Source organism: Nocardioides carbamazepini (genome assembly GCF_024614185.1).
In the GTDB taxonomy this organism is placed as follows: domain Bacteria; phylum Actinomycetota; class Actinomycetes; order Propionibacteriales; family Nocardioidaceae; genus Nocardioides; species Nocardioides carbamazepini.
The window spans coordinates 577,271-589,642 of the sequence record NZ_JAHTLF010000018.1 but is presented as its reverse complement, the minus strand read 5'-3'; the positions used below and the strand labels follow the sequence as shown (position 1 = coordinate 589,642).

General features: G+C 73.5%; 11 protein-coding genes. 9 read left to right on the top strand and 2 right to left on the bottom strand.

Annotated features, from left to right (window positions below; genetic code table 11):
• Positions 1-30: 30 nt before the first annotated feature.
• Both KVF89_RS21500 and KVF89_RS21495 read left to right on the top strand, forming a co-directional pair.
• Complete coding sequence (locus tag KVF89_RS21500; protein ID WP_257428514.1) at positions 31-597, top strand: RNA polymerase sigma factor; 567 nt, start codon at positions 31-33, stop codon at positions 595-597.
• The gene (locus KVF89_RS21495; protein WP_257428512.1) at positions 594-1,076 is read left to right on the top strand and encodes a hypothetical protein; all 483 of its coding nucleotides are present in this window, start codon (positions 594-596) and stop codon (positions 1,074-1,076) included. Before KVF89_RS21500 ends, KVF89_RS21495 begins: the two co-directional genes overlap by 4 nt.
• A gap of 162 nt (positions 1,077-1,238) precedes the next feature.
• Here the strand turns inward: KVF89_RS21495 and KVF89_RS21490 are convergent, their stop codons facing one another.
• Both KVF89_RS21490 and KVF89_RS21485 read right to left on the bottom strand, forming a co-directional pair.
• A complete protein-coding gene (locus KVF89_RS21490; RefSeq protein ID WP_257428511.1) occupies positions 1,239-2,576 on the bottom strand; it encodes an HNH endonuclease signature motif containing protein in 1,338 nt (445 codons plus the stop codon).
• Positions 2,577-2,810: 234 nt separating this feature from the next.
• Positions 2,811-4,202, bottom strand: a complete 1,392-nt coding sequence (locus KVF89_RS21485; protein ID WP_257428509.1) for a S8 family peptidase — start codon at positions 4,200-4,202, stop codon at positions 2,811-2,813.
• 98 nt (positions 4,203-4,300) lie between these two features.
• Here KVF89_RS21485 and KVF89_RS21480 point away from each other — a divergent pair, with 98 nt between their 5' ends.
• From KVF89_RS21480 to KVF89_RS21450, 7 genes are all read left to right on the top strand, one after another.
• Positions 4,301-6,847 carry a CHAT domain-containing protein gene (locus KVF89_RS21480; protein WP_257428508.1) on the top strand — a complete coding sequence of 849 codons (2,547 nt, stop codon included), beginning with the start codon at positions 4,301-4,303 and terminating at the stop codon, positions 6,845-6,847.
• A gap of 145 nt (positions 6,848-6,992) precedes the next feature.
• Positions 6,993-8,918 (top strand): anthranilate synthase family protein, encoded by a 1,926-nt coding sequence (locus KVF89_RS21475; RefSeq protein WP_257428507.1) that lies wholly within the window; start codon positions 6,993-6,995, stop codon positions 8,916-8,918.
• Between the two features lie 123 nt (positions 8,919-9,041).
• On the top strand, positions 9,042-9,284 hold the full coding sequence (locus KVF89_RS21470; RefSeq protein ID WP_257428505.1) for a ribbon-helix-helix domain-containing protein: 243 nt from the start codon (positions 9,042-9,044) through the stop codon (positions 9,282-9,284).
• The gene (locus tag KVF89_RS21465) at positions 9,269-9,649 is read left to right on the top strand and encodes a PIN domain-containing protein (protein WP_257428504.1); all 381 of its coding nucleotides are present in this window, start codon (positions 9,269-9,271) and stop codon (positions 9,647-9,649) included. The genes KVF89_RS21470 and KVF89_RS21465 overlap by 16 nt, the downstream gene beginning before the upstream one ends.
• Positions 9,650-10,222, top strand: a complete 573-nt coding sequence (locus tag KVF89_RS21460) for a transglutaminase-like domain-containing protein (protein WP_257428502.1) — start codon at positions 9,650-9,652, stop codon at positions 10,220-10,222.
• Positions 10,223-10,516: 294 nt separating this feature from the next.
• Positions 10,517-11,092, top strand: coding sequence for an anthranilate synthase component II (locus KVF89_RS21455; RefSeq protein WP_257428500.1), 576 nt, complete (start codon positions 10,517-10,519; stop codon positions 11,090-11,092).
• Positions 11,093-11,102: 10 nt separating this feature from the next.
• Positions 11,103-12,353 carry an anthranilate synthase component I family protein gene (locus KVF89_RS21450; RefSeq protein ID WP_257428498.1) on the top strand — a complete coding sequence of 417 codons (1,251 nt, stop codon included), beginning with the start codon at positions 11,103-11,105 and terminating at the stop codon, positions 12,351-12,353.
• Positions 12,354-12,372 lie beyond the last annotated feature (19 nt).

The following is a 12,372-nucleotide window of genomic DNA, read 5'->3' as shown; positions in this document are numbered from 1 at the left end:
CGCGCGACGCGAAGGGGGTCGGGTGTGGACGTGGACTCACCGCTGCCGGCGCTCGTCTCCGCGGCACGGGAAGGAGAGCAGCATGCGTGGGACGCGATCGTGGACCGGTTCCTCCCGCTGGTGGACGCGATCATCCGCGGCCACCGCCTCAGCGGGGCCGACGGCGACGACGTCAGCCAGACCGTCTGGCTGCGCCTCGTCGAGCACCTCGGCGACCTGCGCGAGCCGGCGGCACTGCCCGGTTGGCTCCGGACGACGACCCGCAACGAGTGCCTGCGGCTGCTGGCCGCCCGCGGCCGGATCCGGCCGGTCGATCCCCAGGACGCGACCGGCCTCGACGCCGTCGTCGACGACAGTGCCGGCACCGGCCTGCTCGCGGCCGAGAGTCGTCAGCTGCTCCGGGAGGCGCTCGCCGAGCTGCCCGAGGCACGTCGTGCGCTGCTGCTGCTCCTCCTGGCCGACCCGCCGATCGGCTACGAGGAGATCAGCCGGCGCCTCGGCATCCCGATCGGCAGCATCGGCCCGACCCGCGCGCGGGCCCTCGACCAGCTGCGTCGTACCCCGGCCCTGCGTCGACTGGTGGAGGTGACCCCGTGAACGACGCCGTGAACAACCCCATGAACGACGACGAGCTGATGGCCCTGCTCGGCGAGGCCGTGGCGGAGGAGGCCGTCGTCAGCGACCGCCGCCGTACGGCGGCCCGCGCCGCCTTCACCTGGCGCTCGGTCGACGCCGAGCTGGCCGAGCTGCTGCACGACTCGGCGCTCGCCGCCGGCGCCGCGGTGCGCTCGGACGGCGACGAGTCCCGGACCCTCTCCTTCGGCCACAGCGGCCTGACCCTCGAGATCGAGGTCGAAGGCGAGGTGCTTCTCGGTCAGGTGATCGGCACCACCGGCGGCGCCTCGGCCGCGACCGAGCCGGCCTCGGTGCTGTTGGAGCGGCCCGACGCCGACGCGCAGTCGGCCGTCGCCGACGCGTCCGGCTTCTTCCGGCTCGAGGGCGTGCGCCCGGGCGCGGTCCGCTTCGTCGTCGAGCAGGGTGGGTGGTCGCTCACCACGCCCTGGGTGACCCTCTGACCGCCGATCCGCTCAGAGCCGTGCGGCGGCTTCCCGCGTTGTCCGCTCGATCGGGTGCGATGTGCCTGCCGGGAGCCGTGTCGCACCGGCCACCGGGGTGCGTCGATCAGCCCACCTGCAACACCGTTGTTTGCAGGAGGAGCAGCAGGAATCGCGGCGTTCTCAGTTGCGTCGGTGGAAGCGGATGTCGCCGTCGGGCAGGCGTTGGTGGGTGTAGGTGTGGTCGTGGATGCGTTGGTGGTGGTGGGCGCAGAGGGTGATGGCCTGGTCGAGGTCGGTGGCACCGCCTCGGGACCAGGGGGCGTGGTGGTGCAGGTGGCACCAGCGGGCGGGGATGGTGCAGCCCTCGGCGCGGCAGTGGTGGTCGCGGAGCCGGATCGCGGTCCGTTGGGCGGGTTGGAACAGGCGGGCGGAGCGGCCGAGGTCGAGGACGCGGCCGTGGCCGTCCAGGACCACCGGGAGGATCTTCGCCTGGCAGGCCAGCCGGCGGGCCTGGGTCGCGGAGATGGGCTCCTCGCCCTCGGGGGTGAGCATTCCGGCGGCCGCGAGGTCGGTACGGAGTTGGTCGATGCCGATGGTGACCACGACGGTGGTGGCATCCCCGCCGTGGACGGGGAGCCGGTCGGGGTCGATCAGTTCCAGCAGGTCCATGAAGGCCCAGGCCCGGCGGCGGTGGAACGGGGTCCGCGCGAGATCGGGATTCGCGTCCGCCACGTCCGCGTTGTCGGCCACGTCCGCGTTGTGGGCCACGTCCGCGGTGTCGGCCACGCCGACTGGGCCCGTGGCGTCGATGTCGTCGGCAGTACGCCGGGTGGGGTTGGTGTGGGCGTCGAGGTAGGTCTTGAGGCGTTCGATGGCAGTGGTGGGCAGGGTCCCGGTCATCCGTGAGCTGCCGTCGCCGAGGTCGCGGAACTTCAACGACGCGTTGTCCCGGGCTGCTGCTTCTTCGGCTTCCAGACGCTTCGCCTCTTCGGCTTCGGCGATCTCGGGGGCCACCACGTCGAGGATCCGGCGTCCCAAACGACGCAGGTCGGCGGGAGCGAACTCCTTCGCATAGCCGATCAGCAGGGCCTCGGCCTCCGCATGCAGCTCGGGGCCGAGTCGTTCGGGCAGTGCCTCGAGTGCTGTCGTGATCGCCCGGGCCTGGGCGGTGTTGACCGTCCCGGCCCGCAATGCGCCAGCCAGGTGTGCCCGCTGTGCGAGGGTGTGGGCGAGGTGGAGGTCGGCGCGGGCGGGTGCCGGGTCGAGCCGGGTGGCGTGGGCCAGCCAGGCGGCCGCGTCGCGGGCACCGTGTGCTTCGGCGACATCACCTGCCTCGGCCAGGGTCCGCAACCGCAGCTCCTCGACCTGTGCCGCCAGCCTGGCCGACTCCACCAGCAGCTGCTCCTTCTCTGCGGCCGAGAGGTACAGCGGCTGGAAGTCGCCCACCTGGGCCAACACCGCACGGCACGTCTCCACCGCTGCCAGCAACGGCTGCTGGGCAACTGGTGCGACGGTCATCGTGCTCGCCTTTCCCGAGTGGTCGACGTACGTCGATCTTATCAGATCCATCGAACAGATGTTCGATCCGATGTGCCCCTGTGGACAGCTGTCAGCAAGGGCGCCGAGTCCGCCGATGAGAGCGGCCGTACGGGTTCTTCCCTGGGGCGTGCCGGGGCAGTGTCAGGTCGGTCCGGGGGCGTGGCAGCCCGCGCCGCCCGCTCGATCCGCGCGGCCACAGGCCGCCGGTCGGGCTCAGGTCAGCGGGCCGACGATCCTGATCGCGCCGCCGCGCGGGTCCGTCGTGGCGGTCGCGCCGGCGAGGACGTCGCTCCACGCGTCCCGCGCGGACTGCCCGGTCTCCCGCATCCGGGCCGCGATCAGCCCGGTGACGATCGGTGTCGAGAAGGACGTGCCGCTCCACTGGGCGAGGCCGTCGAACGTACGGACCTCTCCGACGTTCGGCGGCTCGTAGCAGGTGTAGGTGCCCTTCGGGAACGCGTTGACCAGGTCGCGACCGCGGGCGTACACGTCGACCCACCGACCGACGTTGGAGAAGTCGGAGACGCAGGTGTCCGGGTCCACCGACCCCACGGAGACGACCCACGGGAAGGCCGCCGGCCAGAACGGCTTGTCGCTGGCGTCGTTGCCCGCCGCGGCGACGATCAGCACGTCGGCCCGCTCCGTCAGCTTGTTGGACTCGCCGAGCAGCTGGAACCCGAGCGGGGCGAAGTCGCCACGGGTGTGGGTGCCGGCCGAGATGCTGATGACCTGGGGGCGGTCGTCGTCGTCGATCGCCTCCTGGAGCTGCGCGACGATGTCGGACTCGTAGACCGCGCCGCCGTGGACCAGCACCCCCTCCACCTCGACCCGGGTGTCCGGCGCCAGGCAGCTGATGACGCCCGCGACGAAGGTGCCGTGGCCGGCGTACGGGTGGATGGCGTCGGGGTCGACCGCTTCGATGTCGCTCGGGTCGGCCAGCACGTCGCCGGCCTCCAGCCAGGGTGTCGCGGTGCTGCCGACGGCGTCGGTCCACAGGCCGGTGTCGACGACGGCGACCCGGATCCGGTCCCTGTCCGCCAGCTTGCCGGGTGAGGTCTGCGCCGCGGGCCAGGGCTTGGTGTGACGGTGGGGCATCTCGGGTTCGGTGGCGGGGCACATGAAGCCGCGCGGAGTCACGTAGACGACGTGGTCGGGGGCCACGGCACCGCGTTCGACGACCTGGGAGCGCTCCAGCTCGTCGAGCGTCGCGAGGACGTCGTCCTGACGGTCGACGCGGGCCGGGAGGACGGCCAGCAGCAACTCGGGGACCCGGGTCTCCCGGGCATCCAGCCTGCCGGTGAACCGCTTCCGGTTCTCGTCCGTGCCGAAGTAGTCCTCCAGTCGGCTGAGGTCCTGGCGACGCACCAGGGCGTGCCCGGGCCGGTAGAGGTAGTGGACGTCGGCGTCGTCGCTGGTCGGCCGTGATCCCTTCTCCGGCGCGCCCGAGACGCCGGACTCCTTCATCGCGTTCCGGATCACCCGGACCTGGGCGCGCAGCCGCTCGGCCCCGACGTCGCGCGGCGGGCGGGGACGGGTGAGGCGCAGCCTCCGCAGCAGCTCGCGCAGCAGGTGGACCGGGAGGCTGGGTCGGACGGGGTCGCTCATGGCCGCTCCTGGGGCGAGATGACGAACACGCCGTAGGCCCGCCGTCGGCGCTAACGTAGTGCCGCCGCGCGGGTCCCGTAAAGGAGTACAGGCCGCCGATGGAGGAACTGCTCGACCTCGCGCTCGAGGATCCCGACGAAGGTCGTGCCCGGGCAGAGCTGCTGCTGAACGGGCCGGCCGACGCACTCGCGCGTTCCTACGCGCACCAGTGCCTCGGCATCGTGCACCGCGACAGGGGCGACCACGACGCGGCGCTGCGGGAGCTCCGGGCCGCGCTGCGCGCCGCACGGCAGTCGTCCGTGGCCGACCGCGAGCGGGACGTACGCGCCACGCTGGGAGCGACGCTGGTCTTCGCCGGCCGGACCCGGGCCGGCCTCGACGAGCTGGCCCGTGCCGCGGACGGAGCCACCGGCGCCCTGGCGGCGCGCATCGGCATGCGTCGAGCGGGGGTCCTGGTGCTCCTCGGTCGCGATGAGGAGGCGGTGCCCGTCCTCCGGGCCTCGCGGGACGCGCTCGTCGCGACGGGCGACGAGGTGTGGGAGGCCCGCACCAGGATCTGGCTCGGCGACCTGGAGCTGCGGCACGGCCGCCTCGACCTCGCCGAAGCCGAGGCGCGTCGTGCCGAACGACTCCTCGAGAAGGCGGGCGCCCAGCTCGAGCGGGTGACGGCCATCGAGAACCGTGCCGACATCGCGATCGCGCGCGGCGACCTGGCCGGCGGCCTGCGGCTCTACGCCGAAGCGGCGGTTCGCTACCGAGCCCTGGGACAGCCGGTCCGCTACGCCGGCACCGCGATGCATGCCCGCGCCTACCTCTCCGCCGGTCTCGCCCGCGAGGCGGTCGCCCTGCTCGCGCGCTTCCTGGAGCGGGGTGGGATCCCTGCCGTCGACCAGGCGGAGCTCCACCTTCTCCACGCCACAGCCCTATTGGCCATCGGGGAGGAGACCTTCGCACTGGACCAGGCGCGGACGGCGCACGCGATGTTCCGGCGCCAGCACCGCGACTGGCACCGGGCGCGCGCGGAGCTCGTCGAGCGCCGCGCCCGCGATGCCACCCGCGATGCCCCCCGGGCCCGTCCCAGCCGGAGTCGCGCCGCCGCACTGGCCGAGTCCCTCCACGCCGAGCGGGCGCACGAGGCTCCGGTCGCGCTGACGCTCGCCGGACGCCTCGGCCGTGGCGAGGAGCGGATCGAGCTGTGGGAGCGGGCGGCGTCATACCGCGCCCACCCCAACGCCCTGGTCCGGGCCGGTGCCTGGCATGCCCAGGCCCTGGCCCGCGAGGAGGCCGAGAACCACGGGGGCGTTCTGCGCGCAGCAGCCGCCGGCTTGGACGCGATCGACGAGCACCGGCGGTTGATCGGCTCGTCCGAGCTGCGGGCGCTGGCGACCACGCACGGTCGGGAGCTGGCGGCGATCGCTCTGCGGCACGCGGCGAGCGACGCGCGCAGCCTGCTGCGCTGGAGCGAGCGCACGCGGGCGACGGCGCTGGCGCAGCCCCCGGCGACCTCGGACGCCGCGACCATCCCGGCAGCGCTGGCCGCGCTGCGCGACAACGGACGGCGACTGGCCGAGGCGCGGCAGGAGGGGGCGGCCACCGAGGACCTCGAGCGGGAGCGACGTCGGCTGGAGCGGGCGGTGCGGGCCGAGAGCCACACGCTGTCGGCGACGACCACGGCGCAGCAGCGACCGGCCGGGGTCGCGGAGATCGTCGCCGCGACCGGCGACACCTGCTTGGTCGAGCTGGTCGACGTCGACGGAGTACTGCACGTCGTGGTCGCCCACGCCGGCACGGTACGCCGCCGGGTGGCCGGCAGCACCGAGGAGGTCGCCGCCCTGCTCGGCCCGGCGGCGATGCTGCTGCGCCGCGCGGCCCGCGGCCGGCCGGCCGACACGGCCGGGCTGGGGAGGGCCCTCCAGGAGGCGGTGCTGGGCGACGCGGTCCGGCTGCTGCCGGATGCTCCGGTGGTCCTCGCCCCGACGGCGCGCCTGCACGGCCTGGCCTGGTCGCTGCTGCCCGCCCTGCACGACCGGCCGTTCGCCGTGGTCCCGTCGGCGGGACAGTGGCTGCGCGCCCGCGCCACGGCAGCGCCCGATCCGGCGAGCACCGTCCTCGTCGCCGGACCGGCGCTCGCGAGCGGTGGCGCGGAGGTCCCCGTCCTCGCCCGCCGTCATCCCGACGCGGTGCTCCTCGACGGGTCGCGCGCCACCCTCGACGCGGTCCTCGCCCACCTCGACGGCGCCGGACTGGTCCACCTGGCCGCGCACGGCCGGTTCCGGGCCGACAGCCCGCTGTTCTCGGCGCTCGACCTCGCCGACGGGCCGCTGACGGTGCACGACCTGGAGCGGGTCCGGCGGGCGCCGTACCGGGTGGTGCTGTCAGCCTGCGAGTCCGGCGTCCTCGCGCCGGTCGGTGCCGAGGAGCTGCTCGGGCTGGCGGCGGCGCTGTTCTCACTCGGGTCCGCGGGCCTGGTCTGCAGCGTCGGCGAGGTCAACGACGCCGCGACCGCGGCGCTGATGGTCGATCTGCACGCCGCGCTCGCCGTCGGCAGCGACCCGGCCGCGGCCCTGCTCGACGTCCGTCTCCGGGCAGCCGACGACGCCGTGGCCGCCGGTACGGCGGCGGCGTTCCTCGCCCTGGGGGTGTGATCCGGGGGTCCGGCACACGGAAGGTGCGGTGCTCGCCGGCCCTGCCGGTCGTCGGTGAGCTGATCACCGGACTGCTCCGAGCCGGCTCCGATCCTGGTCTGAGACTGCCTCTGTCCGGACCTCGGCGCCCGCATAGGCTTCGGTCATGCCTGAACAGCCCAGCACCACCCTCACCGCCCGGGAAGCCATCACGGCCGTCCAGGGGCACGAGGCCTGGGCGATCATCCGGCGCTCCACCCGTGCGGGCGACCGCGACACCGTCGGCGTGCTCGGCGGCACGCGCAGCGTCGTCGAGTCGATCATGGACATCCCTCTCGAGACGGGGGTGCCCGAGCCCGGGCACATCTGCGACCGACTCGTCGCCGTACCCTTCCGCCAGGTGCGTGAGCGGGGCTTCGAGGCCCACGACGACGGCACGCCGCTGGTCGTGGTCGACGTGCGGACCGAGCACGAGTTCTCCGTCGCCGACGTGGTGGACGCGATCGACCCGGTGCCGGTCGAGTTCACCGACCGCGGCGGCTTCGAGACCGATGACGACGAGTACGCCAAGATCGTCGCCGCGATCATCGACGGCGAGATCGGTCAGGGCGAGGGGGCCAACCTGGTCGTCGGCCGCAACTACCGGGCGGTCGTCGCCGACTTCGACGCGAGCGTCGCGCTGACCGTCTTCCGCCGCCTGCTCGAGCGCGAGCGCGGTGCGTACTGGACCTTCGTCTTCTTCACCGGCGACCGCTTCCTCATCGGCGCCTCGCCCGAGCGGCACGTGTCCGTGCACGGCGGCGACGTCCGGATGAACCCGATCTCCGGCACGTTCCACCTGCGACCGCCGGCGGGCGAGACGCGCAGCACCGAGGCGCGCCTCCGCGAGTTCCTCGAGGACGAGAAGGAGATCTACGAGCTCTTCATGGTCGTCGACGAGGAGCTCAAGATGATGTGCGACATCTGCACGGAGGGCGGCCAGGTGCTCGGGCCGTTCCTCAAGCCGATGACCCACCTCATCCACACCGAGTACCTCCTCGCCGGCCGCACCTCGCGCGACGTCCGCGAGGTCCTGCGCGACACCATGTACGCCGCCACGGTCACCGGTTCGCCCGTCGAGAACGCGTGCCGCCTGATCCGGCAGTACGAGCCCGAGGGCCGCGGCTACTACGCCTCCGCGCTCGCGCTCTTCGGCCGCGACGAGGCCGGTGAGCCGGTGCTCGACAGCCCGATCGTGCTGCGGACGGCGGACGTCTCGGCGTCCGGCGAGCTGAAGGTGACCGCGGGAGCCACCCTGGTGCGCGACTCGGTGCCGGCGTACGAGGTCGCGGAGACCCATGCCAAGGCCGGCGGCATCCTCTCCGCCTTCGGGCTCGTGCCCCCCGCCCCGGTCCCCACCACGGACATCGCCACCCTCGTCGCCGACGAGGAGGTGCTGATCGCGCTCAACTCCCGCAACAACCGGCTCTCCGGCTTCTGGCTCGCCGACCAGGCCGGCACGCCCACCGACCCGCGTCTTGCCGGCAGGTCCGCGGTCATCCTCGACGGCGAGGACGACTTCGTGAACATGCTGCGCCACATGCTCGCCCGGATGGGCATGAGCTCGTCCGTCGTACGCCACGAGGAGTACGCCGACGGCGTACTCGACGGGTACGACCTGGTCATCGTCGGCCCCGGCCCCGGTGACCCGCGCGACGACACCGACCCGAAGATGGCCCAGCTCCGCGCCGCCGTCGCCTGGCTGCTCGCCCACGAGAAGCCGTTCCTCGCGGTGTGCCTGGGCCACCAGGCGCTGTGCCACCAGCTCGGCATCCCGCTCGCCTACAAGGACATCGTCTTCCAGGGCACCCAGGCCACCGTGCTGCTCGACGGGAGTCCGCAGCGGGTCGGCTTCTACAACACCTTCGTGGGCCGGGTCTCCGGCGACGCGGTGCTGCCGGAGGGCGTCCGGGTGGACGCCGACCCGGCGACCGGTGACGTCGACGCGCTGGCCGGGCCGCACTACCGGGGCGTCCAGTTCCATGCCGAGTCGATCCTCACCGAGCGGGGCTTCGACATCGTGCACGACCTGGTCGCCGGCGTCCTGCTCTGACGATCGCTCCGGACGCTGTCCACAGGCCGCGGACCGGCGGTGGCGCCGAGGCCGGGACGGCGTCAGGCTGGTGGCATGGCGACCCGGACCCTCCAGGAGCCGGGCACGCGGTATGATGCCGGTATGACCACCAAGATCGCCGTCAGTCTGCCCGACGACCTGGTCGAGCAGGCACGTGCGGCGGTCACCGAGGGGCGGGCGGCCTCCGTGTCGGCCTACGTCGCCGAGGCGCTCCGGGAGAAGGGCGAGCGGGAGCCGCTCGGAGACTTCTTCGAGGAGTTCGACAAGGAGTTCGGGGCGCCGACGGCCGAGGAGAGGGCGCGGGTCGACGACATCCTGCGGAGGCTCGGATGGAAGACGGACTGACGTTGGACGCCGGCGCGTTGATCGCGGTGGAGCGAGGCGACCGGGTGGTCGCCGAGACGATCCGCCAGGCTCTGCTGGCCGATCGGCCGGTCCACGTGGTTCCCGGCGCGCTCGCTCAGGCGTGGCGCGATGGACGTCGGCAGGTCCGGCTGGCTCGGTTGCTGAAGGAGGAGGGCGTTGTCGTGGTCGGTTTCGCCGAGTCGACCGCCAGGCTGGTGGGGGAGCTCGCGGGCATCACGGGTCATCCCGACGTCACGGACGTCCACGTCGCCCTGCACGCGCGCCAGCACCGTCATGCCGTGGTCACGTCCGACCCCGACGACATCCGTGCGGTGGACCCGTCCCTGCCCGTCATCGAGGTCTGAGTGTCCTTCGAGCTGACGGCGGCCGTTCCGGGCGACTACCTCGGCGCGGATGAGGTGGTGCAGTCGACGGCGCCGGAGGTGATGGCGCTGGCGGACCGGCTGGGCGCAGGCCGTGGGGACGCACGGGTGTTCGCCCGTGCGGCCTTCGCCTGGGTGCGCGACGAGATCGCCCACGCCGGCGACGCGGGGGACCCGCGGTTCGCGGTGAGCGCGACCGAGGTGCTGGCCGACGGCGTCGGCTGGTGCTACGCCAAGGCCCATCTGCTGGCGGCGGTGCTGCGGGCGGGCGGAGTACCGACCGGGCTCTGCTACCAGCGGCTGGCCGACGACGCGACGCCCGGCGGGTACGTCGTGCACGGGCTGGTCGCCGTCCACCTCGACGACCGCTGGCACCGGCAGGACCCGCGTGGCAACAAGCCGGGCGTGGCGGCGGAGTTCTCGCTCGGCGAGGAGCGGCTGGCCTGGCCGGTCGATCCGGCCGCCGGCGAGGTGGACCTCCCGGAGGTGCGCGTGGCCCCCGCGCCCGGGGTCGTCGCGGCGTTGCGCCGCGGCGAGCTGGCGACCGAGCTGTGAGCGGTTCTCCACAGGTCCGCGTCCCGCGGTGGCATCTGTCGGCGCCGACGGGCACGATCGACCCATCGCTCCGCTTCACCGGAAGGTCCGGTGGAGAGGAAGGGCGCGATGGTTCTCGTCGTGTCAACCCTGCTGGCACTGCCCGGAGCGGTGTGGGCGATCATCCAGGTGATCGACCGCTTCCCTCGGTTGCCGTAGGCAGGGGCGGGACGGCTCAGCGTCCACCTGTGCCGTCCCGCTTCCTTCCTTCGACCATACGCCGCGAGGAGACGTGATGCCCAGGACGGAGTGGCCGTGACCCCCGACGTGGTCGTCGTCGACCACCACGACTCCTACACCTGGAACCTGGTCCACCTCGTGGCCGGCGTCACCGGCGTGCTGCCGACCGTGGTCCAGCACGACGAGGTGACGGCCGAGGAGGTGCTGGCGCACGCGTACGTCGTGCTCTCGCCCGGGCCGGGGCATCCCGCGGAGGAGCGCGACTTCGCCGTCGGCCGCGCGGTGCTGCGGGCCGAGGCCCGCCCGGTCCTCGGCGTCTGTCTCGGCATGCAGGGCATCGTGACGTCGTACGGCGGACGGGTCGAGCGGGTCGCGCCCGGGCACGGGATCCTCGCGGAGGTCGCGCACGACGGGACCGGGCTGTTCGCCGGCGTACCTACGCCGTTCGACGCGGTCCGCTACCACTCACTGGCGGCCGTCGAGCTGCCCGACGAGCTGCGCGCGACGGCGGTCGACGCGCGGAGCGGGTTGACCATGGCGGTGGAACACGTGACGCTGCCGGTCATGGGCGTGCAGTTCCATCCCGAGTCGGTGCTCACCGACCACGGTGCCCGGCTCGTCGCGAACTTCCTCGACGCCGGTCGCGGCTGATGGAGACCCCATGGTGACGCAGGGCGACCCCGCGGAGGCGTTCGCGCGGATCCAGGCCCGCCACGCGCGGTGCGTGTGGCTCGACGGGGGCGGCGCCCGCGACTGGTCCCGGCGCCGCTCGATCCTCGGCTGGCTCGACGACGACGACGTCTCGATCTCCTACGACGCGGGCCGGCGCGAGGTGACCCGGCACGCCGGTGGCCGGGCCGTCGTCGTCGGCGACGACCCCTTCGCCGTCCTCGAGGCGGAGCTGGCGGCGGGGCGGCCCAGCGACCAGTGGTTCGGCTACTTCGGGTACGCCGCCCGTGCCGACCTGCCCGCCGCGCCCGACCCGGACCTCCCCGACGCGGTCTGGCTGCGACCCTCGCACCTGCGTGAGTACGAGCACCCCGTCACCGCGCCCGCGACCAGCCTGGGGGTGACCGTCGGCCTGCCGGCGCCCGTGCCCGCGTCGTACGCCGCCGCCTTCGCCACCGTCCAGGAGCACCTGCAGGCGGGCAACTCCTACGAGGTCAACCTGACCCACCGGCTCCGCGCGTCGAGTCCGCTCACCCCCGCTGCGGCGTACCTCCGGCTCCGCGCGCTCAACCCCGCGCCGTACGCCGGGTTCCTCCAGCACGACGTGGCGGAGTCTCGAGCCTGGCTGCTGAGCTCCTCACCCGAGCGGTATGCCCTGGTGACCGCGGACCGCACACTCGAGACCAAGCCGATCAAGGGCACCACCCCGCGCGGAGGCACCCCGCCCGAGGACGCCGAGGCGCGGGACCGGCTGGCGAGCGACCCGAAGTACCGCTCCGAGAACCTGATGATCGTCGACCTGCTCCGCAACGACCTCGCCACCGTCTGCGAGGTCGGCAGCGTGGAGGTGCCGGCGCTGATGGAGGTCGAGTCGTACGCGTCCGTGCACCAGCTGGTCTCGACGGTCCGCGGCCGGCTCCGCGGCGACGTCACGACGGTCGGCGCGCTCCGAGCCCTGTTCCCCGCGGGCTCGATGACCGGAGCGCCCAAGCTGCGCACGATGGAGATCATCGACGAGGTCGAGGCGACCCCGCGCGGGGCCTACGCCGGCGCGTTCGGCTGGGTGGCGGGCGACGGCCGGGCCGACCTCGGCGTGATCATCCGCACGCTGCTGACGGCCGGCGGCTGCGACGAGTACGTGCTCGGGACCGGCGGCGGCATCACCGTCGCGAGCGACGTCGCCGAGGAGTGGGCCGAGACGGAGTGGAAGGCGGCCCGGCTGCTGCAGGCGGTCAACCCCTGACCGGTCCGCAACGTGGCCG

Coding starts and splice junctions, on each gene's coding strand:
- KVF89_RS21490 (WP_257428511.1), bottom strand. CDS start 2,576: ATGACCGTCGCACCAGTTGCCCAGCAGCCGTTGCTGGCAGCGGTGGAG.
- KVF89_RS21470 (WP_257428505.1), top strand. CDS start 9,042: ATGACCACCAAGATCGCCGTCAGTCTGCCCGACGACCTGGTCGAGCAG.
- KVF89_RS21480 (WP_257428508.1), top strand. CDS start 4,301: ATGGAGGAACTGCTCGACCTCGCGCTCGAGGATCCCGACGAAGGTCGT.
- KVF89_RS21450 (WP_257428498.1), top strand. CDS start 11,103: ATGGTGACGCAGGGCGACCCCGCGGAGGCGTTCGCGCGGATCCAGGCC.
- KVF89_RS21465 (WP_257428504.1), top strand. CDS start 9,269: ATGGAAGACGGACTGACGTTGGACGCCGGCGCGTTGATCGCGGTGGAG.
- KVF89_RS21485 (WP_257428509.1), bottom strand. CDS start 4,202: ATGAGCGACCCCGTCCGACCCAGCCTCCCGGTCCACCTGCTGCGCGAG.
- KVF89_RS21475 (WP_257428507.1), top strand. CDS start 6,993: ATGCCTGAACAGCCCAGCACCACCCTCACCGCCCGGGAAGCCATCACG.